Source organism: Pseudomonadota bacterium (assembly GCA_039033415.1).
Taxonomy (GTDB): domain Bacteria; phylum Pseudomonadota; class Gammaproteobacteria; order Xanthomonadales; family SZUA-38; genus JANQOZ01.
Genome location: JBCCCR010000003.1, coordinates 129,124 through 144,248 on the forward strand (window position 1 = coordinate 129,124; position 15,125 = coordinate 144,248).

At 58.3% G+C, this 15,125-nt stretch carries 10 protein-coding genes; 5 read left to right on the forward strand and 5 right to left on the reverse strand.

The window, feature by feature from the left end; translation table 11 throughout:
- The first annotated feature begins 128 nt into the window (after positions 1-128).
- Both AAF358_03410 and AAF358_03415 read left to right on the forward strand, forming a co-directional pair.
- Complete coding sequence (locus AAF358_03410) at positions 129-869, forward strand: DUF6090 family protein (GenBank protein MEM7704571.1); 741 nt, start codon at positions 129-131, stop codon at positions 867-869.
- 128 nt (positions 870-997) lie between these two features.
- The gene (locus AAF358_03415) at positions 998-2,032 is read left to right on the forward strand and encodes a chromophore lyase CpcT/CpeT (GenBank protein ID MEM7704572.1); all 1,035 of its coding nucleotides are present in this window, start codon (positions 998-1,000) and stop codon (positions 2,030-2,032) included.
- Positions 2,033-2,349: 317 nt separating this feature from the next.
- Here AAF358_03415 and AAF358_03420 read toward each other — a convergent pair whose 3' ends face one another.
- The 4 genes from AAF358_03420 to AAF358_03435 form a co-directional block, all read right to left on the reverse strand.
- Positions 2,350-5,007 carry an Ig-like domain-containing protein gene (locus tag AAF358_03420; protein MEM7704573.1) on the reverse strand — a complete coding sequence of 886 codons (2,658 nt, stop codon included), beginning with the start codon at positions 5,005-5,007 and terminating at the stop codon, positions 2,350-2,352.
- 333 nt (positions 5,008-5,340) lie between these two features.
- Positions 5,341-9,582 carry an Ig-like domain-containing protein gene (locus AAF358_03425; protein MEM7704574.1) on the reverse strand — a complete coding sequence of 1,414 codons (4,242 nt, stop codon included), beginning with the start codon at positions 9,580-9,582 and terminating at the stop codon, positions 5,341-5,343.
- A gap of 214 nt (positions 9,583-9,796) precedes the next feature.
- Positions 9,797-10,519 (reverse strand): LytTR family DNA-binding domain-containing protein, encoded by a 723-nt coding sequence (locus AAF358_03430; protein ID MEM7704575.1) that lies wholly within the window; start codon positions 10,517-10,519, stop codon positions 9,797-9,799.
- Complete coding sequence (locus AAF358_03435) at positions 10,516-11,589, reverse strand: sensor histidine kinase (protein MEM7704576.1); 1,074 nt, start codon at positions 11,587-11,589, stop codon at positions 10,516-10,518. The genes AAF358_03430 and AAF358_03435 overlap by 4 nt, the downstream gene beginning before the upstream one ends.
- 259 nt (positions 11,590-11,848) lie before the next feature.
- Here AAF358_03435 and AAF358_03440 point away from each other — a divergent pair, with 259 nt between their 5' ends.
- Together AAF358_03440 and AAF358_03445 are read left to right on the forward strand one after the other, a co-directional pair.
- A complete protein-coding gene (locus AAF358_03440; GenBank protein ID MEM7704577.1) occupies positions 11,849-12,838 on the forward strand; it encodes an SDR family NAD(P)-dependent oxidoreductase in 990 nt (329 codons plus the stop codon).
- Positions 12,839-12,940: 102 nt separating this feature from the next.
- Entirely contained in the window at positions 12,941-13,465 is a 525-nt protein-coding gene (locus AAF358_03445; protein ID MEM7704578.1) for a hypothetical protein, read from the forward strand.
- A gap of 95 nt (positions 13,466-13,560) precedes the next feature.
- Here AAF358_03445 and AAF358_03450 read toward each other — a convergent pair whose 3' ends face one another.
- Positions 13,561-13,935, reverse strand: a complete 375-nt coding sequence (locus tag AAF358_03450; GenBank protein MEM7704579.1) for a VOC family protein — start codon at positions 13,933-13,935, stop codon at positions 13,561-13,563.
- A 170-nt stretch (positions 13,936-14,105) separates the two neighbouring features.
- Here AAF358_03450 and AAF358_03455 point away from each other — a divergent pair, with 170 nt between their 5' ends.
- The gene (locus AAF358_03455; protein ID MEM7704580.1) at positions 14,106-15,125 is read left to right on the forward strand and encodes a glycosyltransferase family 1 protein; all 1,020 of its coding nucleotides are present in this window, start codon (positions 14,106-14,108) and stop codon (positions 15,123-15,125) included.

The window sequence follows — 15,125 nt, forward strand, 5'->3', positions numbered from 1 at the left end:
TACCGAAACTCGAATTGTACGGCCTCCGTTCATCAGATTTTCCGCGGGCAGATCGCGGATTAGCAAAAAAGGACCCTCGGTGGGCACTGTGCTAAGTTCCACAAGCCTTCATTGTCCAAGGTGACTGAGTGTTCCTGTCACGCCTCCTTCGTATTCGCCCGCTTCTGGAAAACCAGACGGGTCGCTACCTGCTCTATGCAGCTGGTGAGACGATTCTGATCGTGCTGGGCATTCTGATCGCCCTGCAAATCGACAGCTGGAATCAGGACCGGCAGGATCAAAAGGCGGAACTGAGTTACATGCAATCGCTGATTGAAGACCTGGAGATCGACATCGAAGAGGCCGACGGCGTATTGGCTGCGCTTCGAAACCACATCGACGCGACTCAGGATCTCGCAGAAATGCTGGCAGACCCAGAGGTTGTTTCAAACTCCAATGAGGCTTACGCGCTGTGGACCAACAATATGGGTTTCCCAGACTTTTTGAGCAACGACCGAACGCTGCGACAACTCAAGAGCGACGGCGGTTTTTCGCTCATCCAAACCCAAAGAGTGACGGTTTCCATCATCGAGTATGAGCGACTGCTAAAAGAGTTCTACGGGCAGCAGGAAATCTGCAACCAGCTTCTCATTCAGCAAGGGCCCTACCTTCAGCTTTTCGATACGGTTGCCATGGCTCAGACGCCCACCTCTCCCGTGCCGCTCACCGAGGCCGGAAAGCGCGGCTTGAGCCAGGCCTACACAGACCGCAAACTCTGGATGCTTGCGCTGGTTGGTCTTGTTCGGCGGCTGGAAGCGGTTCGCTCTGCCAGTGCCGAGCTTGCGACGCTCATCCAGACCGAATATGCGCTCTTACACCCTGGGCTCTGATGACTCGTTCTTCGGCAGCTAAGGATCGACCGCAGCTTTTGCTGGTCTACGATGTCGCTGTGCGCAGCTCCAGGAGAGCATCAGGCAATGACGGATTCAGAGGCAAGCAGGACCGGGAGGTAAGAATCATGGGAACGTGCATTGCAACGACAACGAGAAGGGCTAAACGCTGGCTGACGCTGATTGTCCTGACAGCACTCTGCGCCTCAGCGACGGCCCAGGAACGCAGCTATACGCTGCTCGAACGCGAGCTGGAATACCTGATGGAGCTCTGGCCAGGTGACTACGACAATCGGGAACAGGTGCAGTTCGACTTTAACGTCGGCAAGCGGTCACCTGCTCAGGGCGGACATAAGCGGGTGCACAGCCAAATTCGCCGGGTCGACCTGCCGACGTTCGGTGAACACGTCCTTTATGCAAAGACTTTTGGTGACAACAATTCAGACAACGTTATTCGGCATCATCTCTATGAACTAAAAGCCGACGAAACAGCTAAAGCGATCCGGATCCGGGTCCACCAATTCAAGAACGGTGGGCGGTATTCCGGCGCTGCCGCGAATCCCGCGATTCTTGACAGCATGACGCGTGACGACACAACCGTTGCAGCGGGCTGCGATCTACTGTTGACCCGAGATGTCGATGCGATCGTCGGCGGCACCGCGCCGGGCGCATGCGCAGCGGCAAGCGAAAACGGCGGTGAGAGCCTTGACTACCAGGTGCGGATTTCGGAGACCGGCTACTGGTTTCACGATCGTAAGATCACCAATGACTCGTCGGCGGAACCACAACTTCCCTGGTACCAGCTGGAGCGAGTTCGCTGGTTTCAGTGCATGCTCGATTTCCCGCGCGAGGACGGCGGCCGACCCGTGAACACCGTCTCGTACGTCCGCATTCACGATCAAGGAGGGACTTATCCCTTTACCTATCGAGATGGGCGCGACATGGTTTTTACCTTTCGCAACACCTGGTCGTACGGCATGCAACGGGAGACGCTGGTCATCGTCATCCAGGAAGGTGATGAGACCGGCAAAACCCTCGTCTACGGCTGGGCGGAGCCTGGCTCTGATCGGATCGGCGTTAACCCAGGCTGGATAAGACTGCAGTGCGACCTGGATACACCGAAGAAGCGAAAATTCCAGCAGTGGCTGCGGCCAGACAGCTGACCGTCACGACGGGTTGCGCCAAAGAGTCACGCGCGTGTGAACGCGCACATAGTCCTGCAGCCCTGCACGTAGACAATCTCGAATAGCCCCAGGCGGATATCCTTGCGGTTTGCCCGGATGAAGATCGACGCCTGAGCTGCCTCCCCAGATTCACCTGCCGCCGGATCTCCTCCCTGAACGCTGGCCTGGAACCGCTGGGGCGCTCGAAAGAAACGATCAAACGTGATTGGCTTCAGCAGGTAGTCGACGGCCTCCAGCTCGAAGCCCTCCAGGGCGTAGTCCCGATAGGCGGTGGTAAAGATAACCAGCGGCCGCTGCTACTCAAAGCTATCGGAAAACAGTAGGTCCGCCCGGATGCTGATCGTAAAGATCTGAGGTTGCGAGGTGTCCTGTCCGCCATTGGCGACGCCACCGTTGTCGCTGGCGACCACGGTAAAACTGGAGCTACCGCTCTCGCCGGGTGCTGGTGTGTAAGTAAGGGTGCCCGCGGCATCGACCGTGGGAGGAACGGTGAACAGCGTTGGGTTGGCCACGCCGGCAACTAGGACGGTCACTTGTTGGCCCGCCTCGTTAGGTGCACCGGGGTCTAGGCTGGCCCAGTTGCTGACCGTCTGCGGACCGGCGTCTTCGCCGACTGGCGGCGGGTCGTCAGCGTTCAGTACCGGCGGATCGTTAACCGAATTAACCGTGATGGTAAAAGTCTGGAAGCCCGACACGTTGACCCCGCCGTTGGCCATGCCGCCGGAGTCTACGACCCGCACATTAAAGGTACTCGTGCCGCTGACGTCCTGGCGCGGGTCATAGATCAGATTCCCCAAGGTGTCGATCGTAGGCAGCACAGAAAACATGCCAGGATTAGAGACCGCTGCAACCTGATAGGTAAGCGCAAACTGGTTGCTCTCGTTTGGGCCGGGATCGAAAGCTGACCATCCGGAAACCGTTACGCCGCTCGGGTCCTCGTTGACCGCAGGCGGATCGGCAGCAACAAAACTCGGCGCGTCATTGACCGGCATGATGTCCAGCGTTACGTTCAGCAGGTTTTCGTCGCTAGCGAACCCCCCGAGAGCGCCGACCGCGCTGGAGATGTCCACGCTATCACCAGGCACTCGCCAGCGCCCGTCCCACATACGCACCGCTAGGCCGCCGGGCTGTCCGGAGTAGTTTAACGCCGGCACAAAACGCAGCCAGGCGTCGTTGCCGAGGACAAGTGCAGAAGTGTCGCTGAGGGCGCTCGGCAGGTCCTGCCAGTCGACGCCGTTGAGGGCATACTGCCATTGGCCCTGACCGGGCGTAGAGGAATCGCCGATGACGCCGACGCCGCCAAACGCATCAACGTCGAGGTAGTTGAGCGCTACGGTGACGTCTAGTCGGCTGCCGCTGGCGTTGGCATCGTCCTCGAGTTCGTCGAGCAGAAATGAGGTTGCTCCACCGACCCGCAGCGGTGCCGCGTTGCCGAACACCACGTAAGTCTCGCCTTCATCATCCGCGCTTGGATCAGCGCTATCGGCGCCAATGATCACATCGTCGATGCCGTCGCCGTTAACGTCGCCGGCGCGGCTGACCGAGCGTCCCGAGCGATCATCAGCGTCGACGCCGTTGAGCACGAAACCATTGCTGCCATCCAGGTCTGCCAGATTGAGGCTGGCAGGAAAGCCCGAATCGCTGCCAAACACCACGTAGGTCTCGCCTCCATTATTGACACCCGGATTTGCGAGATAGGCGCCAATGATCACATCATCAATGCCGTCGCCGTTGACGTCGCCAGCGCCATTGACCGAGCGGCCCGACAAGTCATTGGCGTCGATGCCGGTGAGTACAAAGCCGCTGCTGCCGTCCAGATCGGCCAGATTGAAACTGGCGGGGAAACCCAAATCGGTGCCAAACACCACGTAAGTCTCGCCCTCATTTAGGGCGTTCGAATTCGCGAAGTAGGCGCCAATGATCACGTCGTCAATGCCGTCGCCGTTGATGTCGCCAGCGCCGCTAACCGAGCGGCCCGAGCGATCATTAGCCCCAATGCCGTTAAGCAAAAAGCCACTGCTGCCGTCCAGATCAGCCAGATTGAGGCTTGCAGGAAAACCCGTTGCGCGGCCGAACACGATATAGGTCTCGCCTTCAGAGGTGCCCATCAGATCGGCGAGATAGGCACCAAGGATCACATCGTCAATGCCGTCGCCGTTGACGTCGCCGGCCCCGCTGACCGAGCGGCCCGAGAAATCACCAGCGTCGATGCCGTTGAGTACAAAGCCGTCGCTGCCGTCCAGGTCAGCAAGATTCAGGCTGGCGGGGAAACCCGAATCGCTGCCAAATACCACGTAGGTCTCGCCCTCATAGTTAGTGCCGGAACCGGCGTAGGGGGCACCAATGATCACATCGTCAATGCCATCCCCGTTGACGTCCCCCGCGCCGCTAACCGAGCGGCCCGAGCGGTCATAGTTGTCAATGCCGTTGAGGACAAAGCCGCTGCTGCCGTCGAGGCTTGCCAAATTGAGACTGGCGGGAAAACCCGTTGTACGGCCGAACACCACGTAGGTCTCGCCTTCATAGTCGGCGCTCTGATCAGCCCCGTAGGCGCCAATAATCAAATCGTCGATGCCGTCACCATTGACGTCACCGGCGCCACTGACGGCGTCGCCAGAGAAGTCACTGGCGTCGATGCCTTCGAGCAAAAAACCAGTGCTGCCGTCCAGATCAGCCAGATTCAGACTCGCAGGAAATCCGGTTGCACGGCCAAACACCACGTAGGTCTCACCCTCATTGCTGGTGCCGGGATCGGCGAGATCTGCGCCAATGATCACATCGTCGATGCCGTCGCCGTTGACGTCCCCCGCGCCGCTGACGGAGCGGCCGGAAAAATCATTGGCATCAATGCCGAAGAGCACAAAGCCGTTACTGCCGTCCAGCTGACTCAGTTCAATGCTTTCCTGCACGAACGCCGAGCCAGGAGAAAGTACGGCGGCTATGGCGATAGCCAATGGCCCCTTCCTAAGCTTCTGGCTGCGTGCTCGATTCATTGTTTTCGTCTCTACGCGTGTTGCAAGCATCATACGAAGCTCGTGGCCAGAATTCTGTGACGAGTATGTAACGGTTTTTCAGCGATGGATAGCCAGGTCGATACTGAGGCGCAATCCGCCTGGGCGCTGACTGCGTTGGCCTTGAACCCGGGCTGGATCCGGCTTCAGTGCGTCCTGGACACGCCAAAGACGCGGAAATTCCAGCAGTGGCTGCGGGCCGGATAGCTAATCCAACCCTGCGACACCTGCAAGTCGTCGCACCGACACCATCTGCGGGTCCCGCCCCTTGGCGAGTTAGAGCTCCTCGAAACCGCTCAGGAATATCGTCTCTGGTGCAAAGCTCACCGAAAAGGTTTGAGTCATCGAGCTGTCCTGACCACCATCAGCTGTTCCACCGTCGTCCACAAGCTGCGCTGCGACCGTGGCGCTTCCCTGGTTGCCGCTGAGCGTGAAACTCAGCGTCCCGTCATTGCTGATCGCAACTGAATCGATTACGCCGGCAGGATCGGCCTGGACGTTGAGCTGGAAGGTCAAATTCTGGCTGACTTCGTCAGGACCGCCGGCACTGATGCCAGTTGCCCAAGCAGGCAGGGTCTGAGTCAGGGGTTGACCGTCAACGATGGTGACATCCGGGCCCGCAGCAAAACTTGGCGCGTCATTTACGGGCTGAACGGTGATTGTCACCGTACCCGTTGCGGTGATGAAGCCGTCAGTGATGTCGTAAGTAAAGCTCGCAACGCCGACCGCGTCGGCCGCAGGCTGGAAGTCAAAGTCGCCATTGGCGCTCAAGGTCACCTGCCCGCCTACGCCAGACGCGGCAAAGGTCCCAACAGTAGTCACCGTGATCACCTCGTTACCCTCGTCTCCGGCGTCAGCACCGTTACCGTTGTCGTTCAGCACGTTGCCAACCACGCCGGAATCCTCAAGCGTCGAAAAGTCGTCTGGCAACGCTGCGAGGCTGTCGGTCGAGCCGGTAACGGTGATTTCCACCGTCTGGGTGGCAGACGTCGAAGAGTTTTCAGCGGTGTAGCTGAAGGATACGACCGCGTTTTGCCCAGCGTTTAAGTTCTCGAACGTGCTTCCCGGATCATAGGTAAAGCTGCCGTCGGCGGCGACGTTCAGCGTTCCTCCGGCCATTGGCGCCGTATCACTACCTACCGCGGGCTGCCCATCGATTGCGGTGATGGTCAGGGCGCCGACCACCGCAACGTCGTTCTGGAGCAGGCCCGTTGCGGCATCGACGGTAAGGGTTGCGTCCTCATCCACGGTATAGGTGTCTTGGGTCAGCTGCGGCGCGACAAACAGCTGAGTCACGGTAGCGTCGCCAACGGCGGGCGTATCGGGATCGTCCGACACGGTCGTGGGAAGATTGGTGGCGGTCAGCATGACCTGCGCGCTCGTTTGCGTGACCCCCATGCCCAAGGGATCGGTGACGTTCGCATCCCAGGTGATGGTGACGGTTCTACCGGGGTCAACCTGCCCAAGATCTACACCGACATCGGTATCGCCGGGGCGGTTACCCAGCAGCACCATGCCAAAATCTGAGGTAACCGACCCGAGAACCAAAGTCGTCTCCGCGCCGCCCAGAGATACCAGGGTGCCGCATAGTTCCGGCGTATTGCCGTTGTTGCTCAATACCGCCGTGTAGCGAATGGTGTCTCCACCGCCGGCGACCCCGTCGCCATTGTCGACGGCGATTGCGTCCGTGAGCGTCAAACTGACGTCTCTCAGTATGACCGAGGTCACCGTCGGATCGCTAAAGCTTGTGGCGTCTAACGGGTCGTCGAAACTGCTTGTAAACTCCGCTGTCGTGAGCAGGCCGGTTGTGCTGACCTCGGTAACGGCGCCGGGCGCTGCGGTGATCGTACCCTGGAACGTGATCGTGGTTGTTGCTCCCTCAAACACGGTACCAAGGGCGACTTCGACTCGGCTGTCCCCAGCCGTATTGCCAGTGAGAATGGTACCCTGACCGGCGGTTACCGAACCGACATCAAGATCGATTCCGGCCCCGAGATCAAAGGCCGCGAGCGTGCTGGTCAGGTCACCGACGCCCGATCCTACACGCGCCGTGTACTGCAAGATATCGCCGGAGCTCACGACCAGGTCGTTGTCGACATCGGTAAGCAGCACCCCCTCGAGTGTTGCGGTCCGGCTGGAGTCAACTTCGACCCAGGCGAGGGCCGTGTCGGAGCCCGTCAACGTGAGGGTAAGCGCGCCGATGTTGGTGAAGTCCGCCCCGCTTCCGGCAGTTGGCGTAAAGTCTCGGAAGTCTACTGTGGTGATGCCGCCGGCGAGGCTGGGGAAAATAACCACCGCCGCCCCACTAAAGGACGAGACATTGGAGTCGTCGGTGAAAGCATTCAGCTCAAAATCAACCGCGCCATCGAAGGCGATCTCCAGACGATCGAGCAGGCCGCCGCTGGTCAGATCAACCCCGCCGAGGCCATCTCCATCCACCGTACCAAAATCTCCATCGGGTCCGTCCCATACCAGCGATACCGAATCGGTGGCGTCCTGACCCGTAACGACAATCCGACCACCCGTGAGATCGACATTCGTGATGTTGGCAAGGTTTGCGGCGGTGATGTCGATCTCGCCTCCAAGCGCGGCGCCGTTCACCAACGTCACGCCAGCGTTCGCGCCGTTGGCGGACAAAGAAGCCGAAATCTCGAACTGATCGACCGGCAATCCCCGGTGAGGCACCTGGTATAGCTGCACGTCATCAAAATCGACGCCGTCGTTAGGGAGCAATTCATCGTCGTGCTGCTGCAGTTTTAGCTGACTGAGGGAGGACAAATCCTGCGCCGGTGAAGCGGTCCGCAAGACCTGGGAAACATCCACGGGCCCGGTGGATCGCCAGGTGCCAAACGTGCCATCGTTCCAGTCGAACAGCAGCTGATAGGCGTCAGTATCCTTACCCCGCACGAAGACACCGTCCTCGGGATTGTCTTCATCCCCAACGTTAAAGTAGTTGGTTTCGAAAAAGAGCTTGTCCCGTGAGGGTCTAATCGCTAAACCATCAAAGGTCAGCACCAGCTGGTTTTCATCCAGATTTCCGGCGTCAAGGGAGGCGGCCTGAACGCCGCTACTGGCGTTACCGCGGGCAAACTGCACCCTTTCATCCAGCGTCGCCACGTGCGACCAGCCGATAATGCCGCCGATTGGCGCGAAAGACTCATTTTGGTAGATCAGCTGCGGCCCTACGCTCTCGAAGTCTTCGTTCACGGGCAGGCTGGCGACCTCTGCCGTGTCGATCATCAGGACAGCGGTGTCGTTGCCGGGATTCGGGTCACCAGAAAGGCCGGATCGTGCGCTCAGCGTGTATTCGCCAAACTTGAACCCGGGATTGATCGTTTGCAGCAAATCGTAGGTGGTCTCGCCCACGCCTTGGGTATAAGCCCCATCCGGTTGAAATGGATCCAGCGGCACGCCGGCAGCAACCGAGGGCACCACATCGTCAATAAACACCGGGAGCCCGTTCGGCAGATCAATGCGCACCTGGATCGGGATGTTAGTTAAGGGCACCGTCGTGAAGTTTTTGAGCAAGATGCGTATGGTTTCATCCACTCTAGGGTTGTAAGGATCGAGTCCCGGGATCTCGACGCTGATGATGCCCACGTCGTCCTCCTTTGGCGCAATCCGAATGTCGTCAACGCTGATGCCGTCGGTATTGACGGGAAAATTATCGTTCTGGGAGAACCTGATCTGGGCCTGATCGGTGAGCGTCTGCGCGTTCACACGCATAAATTCACTGAGGTTGATAGAAGTTACGTCGGTCCAGTTTCCGTCGTTCGAGTTAGCACCAAAGCTATAGACCTCTATCCACGGATCCAGTGGGCTGCCTCGCAACTCGACGATGTCAGTCGCATCGCTTTCATCGTCATGGTCATACCAGTTGAAATCAAGCAACAGCTCCCGGCCATCAGCAACGGTCACCGCCTGCTGCCCGGTCCAGGTGAGGATCAGCCGATTGGTGCTTCTCCCATCTGGGTTGTCCATGGTTGCGATGCCCATGCCGTCAGGGTCGAAATCTGTCCGATGGCTAAGTCGACCGTCGCCTGTGACTTCGAGCAGATAGGAAAAACCGTCGAAGCCGCTGAATACGGCGTCCGCGCGGTAGCTGGTCACGGCGGGGCGAATCTCAAAGTCCTGGAAAAAAGGGATCGGTTGGGCGGTAACCGTAATAAAGTTGTTGTCCGTTAGGTCCATGTCCGTGACCAGCGTGCTCTCGGCGCGAAGCACCTCGTAACCGGCCGAAAGATCGAAGACCGTTGGGGTCGTGAAAACGATCGTGGAAGTCGCCGGGATACTGGCGATAGTCTCCAGCGAAACAATTTCGGTGCCCCCCTGCGGAGTCACAAATATGGTCAGGGGCACATTGGTGACTTCCGAGGCCGTGTTGTTGCTGACCAGCACGCTGATCGTGGCGTTCGCGCTCAGGCTGTCAGCCTGAACGCCCTGAACCGTGACGATGTTTTGCGAGTACGCTGCGCCCGCCCACAGGGCAACAACAGCGACCAAGTCCCTGAATTTCATCCGCATCTCAATTCCCCAGAATCTTGTACAACACTAACACAGCGGTCGAGTTGTAGAAGACGTCGCGGTCAGGGAGTTTTGTGACCGTTTTCTCATTGGCCACTAACAACTGATACGTACGGTCAAATAATGATTCTAACGACAGGATTGGCCGTAAGAATGGCGGGGCTCCGCGGGCGTACTTATGATCGGAAACGAGCGTTGACCCGATGCATTAGGCGCTTGAATGAGTTTTCAGGATTTCGGCAACGCCTGCTCGGTAGGTGTCACCGATAGGGATCTCGAGGTCACCAAGCTCCACGTCGTGGCGGGCTATGGCCGTAACTTTGCTGAGGTTAACCAAATACGAGCGATGCACCCGGAGAAACCCTTCTCCCAGCCTTTGCGACAGGGAAGTCATAGTCTCTTTCACGGTAAATACGCTGTTCTGCGTGTGAACTCGCACGTAGTCCTTCAGCCCCTGGACGTAGACGACGTCCGCGAGCGCCAGGCGGACGTCTTTGCGGTTGACTCGGATGAAGAATGAGGCCTGGGCGGCCTCTCCCGAGTCCTCTTGCTTCAGCCTGCCCGCCTGGGCAATTGCGAGAAATCGCTGGGTCGCCCGAAAGAAACGCGCAAAGGTAATCGGTTTTAACAGGTAATCGACCGCCTCGAGCTCAAAACCCTCCAGCGCGTAGTCTCGATAGGCCGTGGTAAAGATCACTCGGGGACGATGCACTAGTCCCTGGTAAAAATCTGTGCCCTTCAGCATCGGCATCTCGATATCGAGAAACAGCAGATCCACCGGTTGAGTGGATAGCAGCTCACTGGCCTCCACAGCGCTGGCGCATGATGCAACGAGCTCAAAACTTGGAAGCTGCTTTAGGTGAGTTTCGATGAGCTCTCGGCCCAATGCCTCGTCATCCACCACCAAACAGCGGTATCGGCGCTGGGTCATGCGGCCGTGGGGACCAGTTCGAGGCGAGCCTGATAGCGGCGATCAGATTCGTTGACGACCAGCTCGTGCGTAGCTGGATACAGCAGGTCGAGCTGGCGGTGCAGATTGGCCAGGCCAATGCCGGCCCTCACGTCCTTTTTATCCGAAGACTGTCCCGGTTTGCTGTTGCTGACTTCAAAAACTACATGATGCCTATCTGCCTTGAGCGATACGTCAACCGTCGCCTGATTCAGTTCCTGGCTAGCCGAGTGTTTAAAGGCGTTCTCCAGGAGCGTCAGGAACAGCAGCGGCGCAATTCTGGCACCCTCGTCGACACGATGTTCGAAGGTAACCATTATTCTGTCACCAAACCTGAGTCGCTCAAGGTCGATGTAATCTTCGATCATCTGGATCTCTTTGTGCAGCGAAACGTCGGGGCTGTTGCATTGATACAGGACGTAGTCGAGGATGCCCGCGAGTTTCGCCACCGCCTCGGGAGTCTGGTCGGAGCGCTTAATCGCCAGCGCGTAAATATTGTTGAGCGTATTGAATATAAAGTGTGGGTTGAGCTGGTTTTTCAACGCCTCGAGCTCAGCCGCCCGCTTTTGATCACGCAGCGCCAGCACGCTCTGCTGTCGGCGATAGTAGCTGACCGCAAGAAGGACAGCGGCGGGAAAGAAAAGCACCGGCAGCTTGGACAAGACGATATATCTGATGACCCATGAGAAGCCGAGCCGCTCGATCAGAGTGAGGTCGCTGATCGCCTGATACATCGTGGCGTAGGTGTCTGGGTACGCTGGCTCCAGATAGAGGTAGCTCAGCAGGATGTTGAGTTCTGCCGCCAGCACCAGTACCGCGATCAGGAGCAGAGAAAAGGTCTTGACCTGACCCCGGTCCAGCCAGCGGGGGACCAGATACTTAAGCGCAATCAGCGCCACCATCGCCTGCAGTAGGGTGATGGTTCCGACCACTTCCACCACCTCCCTTGGCGATGAGTAGCGATACCACGCAGGCCCGACGTTCAGCAAGAATACGACGGCCCAGAACCCCAGCTGGAAAAGGGAAGCGCTGGACAAAAAACGGACGGTCACCGGGCGGCAACTCCTTCGTCGGACGGGTGGGAGAGACTCGCAATGTATCGAAATTTGCGGGCGCCGCCCAAGCAATGCTTGCGGACCGGGAAATTTAGTCGACGAAACACCCATTGGGATCGACGAACGGAGGCGCCTCCCAATGGCCAGAACTTCTTAACGATTGGTCGAGAAATGCCGCCAGCCGGTCGACGAGCGCATAGTTCCGACGTTTGTCCGAGACACGATTTCAGCCATGTTTCAGATCCGGAGCTTTTTGATGCACCGACTCAACATCGGCTTTATTTTTACAACGTGTCTCGCCTGCCTGCTGATCAGCGATTCCTGGGCAGCTGATGTTTCCTCAACCGGCAGAAAAACCGTACTGGTTACGGGCGCCAGCTCCGGTATCGGGAGACAAATTGCGCTGACGCTCGCCGAAAACGGCTTTTTTGTGTTCGCGGGCGCCCGGAAGGCCGGGGACATCGCCGAGCTGAGCGAGCTTGAGAACATCCAGGGAGTTCGCCTGGACGTCACAATCCAGTCGGACATCGATGCTGCCGTTGAAACCGTTCAGCAGCATGGACAGGGTCTGTTTGGCCTAGTGAATAACGCCGGGGTGTTTATCTACGATCCGCTCATTGAAGTCAGCGAGAAGGACATGCGTTTTGTCCTGGATGTAAACGTACTCGGACCATACCGGGTGACCAAAGCCTTTGCCCCGCTTTTGATGGAAAGCAAAGGCCGGATCAGCACCATCGGCTCAATTTCTGGTGTCACTTCCGGGCGTCTGATGGGCCCCTACGGCATGAGCAAGCACGCGATTGAAAGCTTCACCGACTCGCTGGCTGCCGAAATGGCGAAACTTGACGTTGCCGTCAGCGTCATTGAGCCAGGCAACTTTCGCTCCGACATCATGAAAAACATGAAGCAGCGAAGCGACGATCAGAGCAGCGACGCGCCCGAATCACTTTTTGATGCGGAGATCTCTCGCTTCGCCGGGTTTACCCAGACCGATCGGTCACGACACCTGGCACCGACTCCCGTCGCGCTGGCCACCCTGGACTTCCTTTCTGCCGAGCAACCCAAACGCCGCTACCTCGTCGCACCCAACGCTCGCGAGGCGGAGTTTGCCATTCGAAGCGCCCTCAAGCGGGTCGCTGAACTCAATCATGACCAGCCCTATTCGCAGTCACGTGAGGCTTTGATCACCACGCTGGATGAGCTCATGACCGAGCTGTCCAGCAACAGCCACGCGGAAAAACAGTAAACGGAACCTCAGAGGCGCCTCGGCCCTGCGCCCGCGCGGCCTCCACGCTTCAAAGCATTCCGACCACTCGAACCAACGCTCTAACACCACGAGGAACGATTGATGAAAACCACCAAAATCCTGATCATGGCCACGATGCTGCTGGTATGCAGCACTTCCAATGCGGACCCAGAAAACAGCAACGCCCCACAATACGAGCGTGAGGCCGTCGCGTTCTTTGACGCGTACCTCGGGGTATACAACCGCCGCTTTGGCAGGCCAGAACTCAGCGAAACGTTCCGTCAGGAGTTAAGCGAAATTGTTTATTTTCCGGTGCTTCAGTCACCGGCCTCAGGCCAACCTCGCGTGCCGGCTTCTATGGAAAAGTTTACTCGAGGCTTTGAAGGTTTTGTCACGATGCTAGAGCGTAAGGGCGTGCATCGGCTGGCCTGGGAGTCGCAGGAATTTCATCAGCTATCGGAGAACAAGCTGCTGGCCAACAATGTCGGCGTTGGTTACTCCGTTGAAGGTGAACCGGTCTACCACACCGCATCGCTCTATCTGGTCTACCAGACGGATGCGGGCTGGAAAATTACCCTGTTCAGCCCCTATGACGTCGACAAGCCTCTGCACCTCAGCAGCGAATAGCTACCGATTGCGGAGGGCCGGCTGAGTTGGCGGCACCACGGCAGATCGATGCGTAAGACCCATCGATCTGCCGGTCTTGTTCAGATTGAACAGCGTCAGGACGGCGAGCAGAAGAAGTTCAGCTTGTTACCGTCCGGATCTCGAAAATAGCCGGCGTAAAAACCCTCCCCGCGGGGCCCCGGCGCCCCTTCGTCAGCACCACCCAACTCAAGCGCCTTCTGATGCAGCGTGTCGACCTGCTCGGTCGAATCCACCATCAGCGCCACCATCACTCCGTTGCCAACCGTTGCGGCGTTTCCATCAAAAGGTTTGGTCAGCGCCACTCCTGGCTTGGCGGGATCGACGGCCCAGGCCACAAACACACCCTCGTGTTCCATAAAGCGTTTGCCGCCCATCGCGCCGATCAGCGCGTCATAAAATGTTGCGGCCCGTGCCATGTCGTTTGTTCCCAGCGTTACATAACCAATCATGCCGTTCCTCCAGCCTGCACTTACGCAGAAGATCATAGTCAATATACTGTACAAATAAACAGTATTCTGTTGCAACTCCAACCTGGGGGTGCGACGCCCTAGGCGCAAGTCACGTGACGGTCACCACACTGTAATGTGGCTTTCACAATGCGGCATGAGGATGTGACAACATGCGAATCGCTATCGCCACTGATGCGTGGTCTCCCCAGGTCAATGGGGTGGTCACGACGCTGAGCCAAACGCGCGACGTGCTGGAGAGCGAGGGTCACGAAGTGCGGATGGTCACCCCCGAAGGCCGCAAAACCTGGCCGCTGCCAACGTATCCTGAAATCCGCCTGGCCCTCTTCCAGGGCGGCGCAGTTCAGCGCGAGCTTGATACGTTTGATCCCGATTGTGTGCATATCGCGACCGAGGGGTCGCTGGGGCTGGCGGTTCGACGCTACTGCCTGCGGCGCAAGATTCCGTTCACAACCGCCTATCACACCCAGTTTCCCGAGTACGTTCGAGCGCGGTTCCCCATCCCGATTTCATGGACTACGCGGCTACTGAAATGGTTTCACGGCCCGGCTACTCGCACGATGGTGCCCACCGAGAGCATGCGCCAGACGCTCCAACGGAGCGGCTTCGATGAGGTAGTGATATGGACACGAGGTGTCCTCACCGACGTGTTTAAACCGGACAACCCTTTTCCCTACGAGCTACCCAAACCGATCTGGGTTTACGTTGGCCGGGTCGCCGTGGAGAAAAACATCGAGGCCTTCCTGGATCTTTCGCTGCCTGGGAGCAAGGTCATCATTGGCGACGGCCCGGACCGCGAAAGCCTGACGAACGCGCACTCCGATTGCCACTTTTTCGGTTACAAGTTTGGGGAAGAGCTCGTCAGCTTGATCGCCGGCGCGGACGTATTCGTCTTTCCCAGTCGGACCGACACCTTCGGCATTGTCATGCTGGAAGCGATGGCCTGCGGTCTACCGGTGGCGGCCTATCCGGTGACCGGTCCGGTCGACGTGATTAAGCCCGGCATCACCGGAATCCTTGATGACGATCTGGCTGCCGCCTGCACCCAAGCTCTGGAGCTCAATCGCACCGATTGCCGCAGCTTTGCCGAGAGCCGAAGCTGGTTGCGATCGACCCACCAGTTTGTCGCCAACCTTGCACCCAGGCGGCCGGTCGCCGTCGTAGAGAGCTGA

Bases quoted from the DNA above. Each gene is read 5' to 3' on its own strand.
- AAF358_03415 (MEM7704572.1), top strand. From the start codon at position 998: ATGGGAACGTGCATTGCAACGACAACGAGAAGGGCTAAACGCTGGCTG.
- AAF358_03425 (MEM7704574.1), bottom strand. From the start codon at position 9,582: ATGAAATTCAGGGACTTGGTCGCTGTTGTTGCCCTGTGGGCGGGCGCA.
- AAF358_03430 (MEM7704575.1), bottom strand. From the start codon at position 10,519: ATGACCCAGCGCCGATACCGCTGTTTGGTGGTGGATGACGAGGCATTG.
- AAF358_03440 (MEM7704577.1), top strand. From the start codon at position 11,849: ATGCACCGACTCAACATCGGCTTTATTTTTACAACGTGTCTCGCCTGC.
- AAF358_03445 (MEM7704578.1), top strand. From the start codon at position 12,941: ATGAAAACCACCAAAATCCTGATCATGGCCACGATGCTGCTGGTATGC.
- AAF358_03450 (MEM7704579.1), bottom strand. From the start codon at position 13,935: ATGATTGGTTATGTAACGCTGGGAACAAACGACATGGCACGGGCCGCA.
- AAF358_03455 (MEM7704580.1), top strand. From the start codon at position 14,106: ATGCGAATCGCTATCGCCACTGATGCGTGGTCTCCCCAGGTCAATGGG.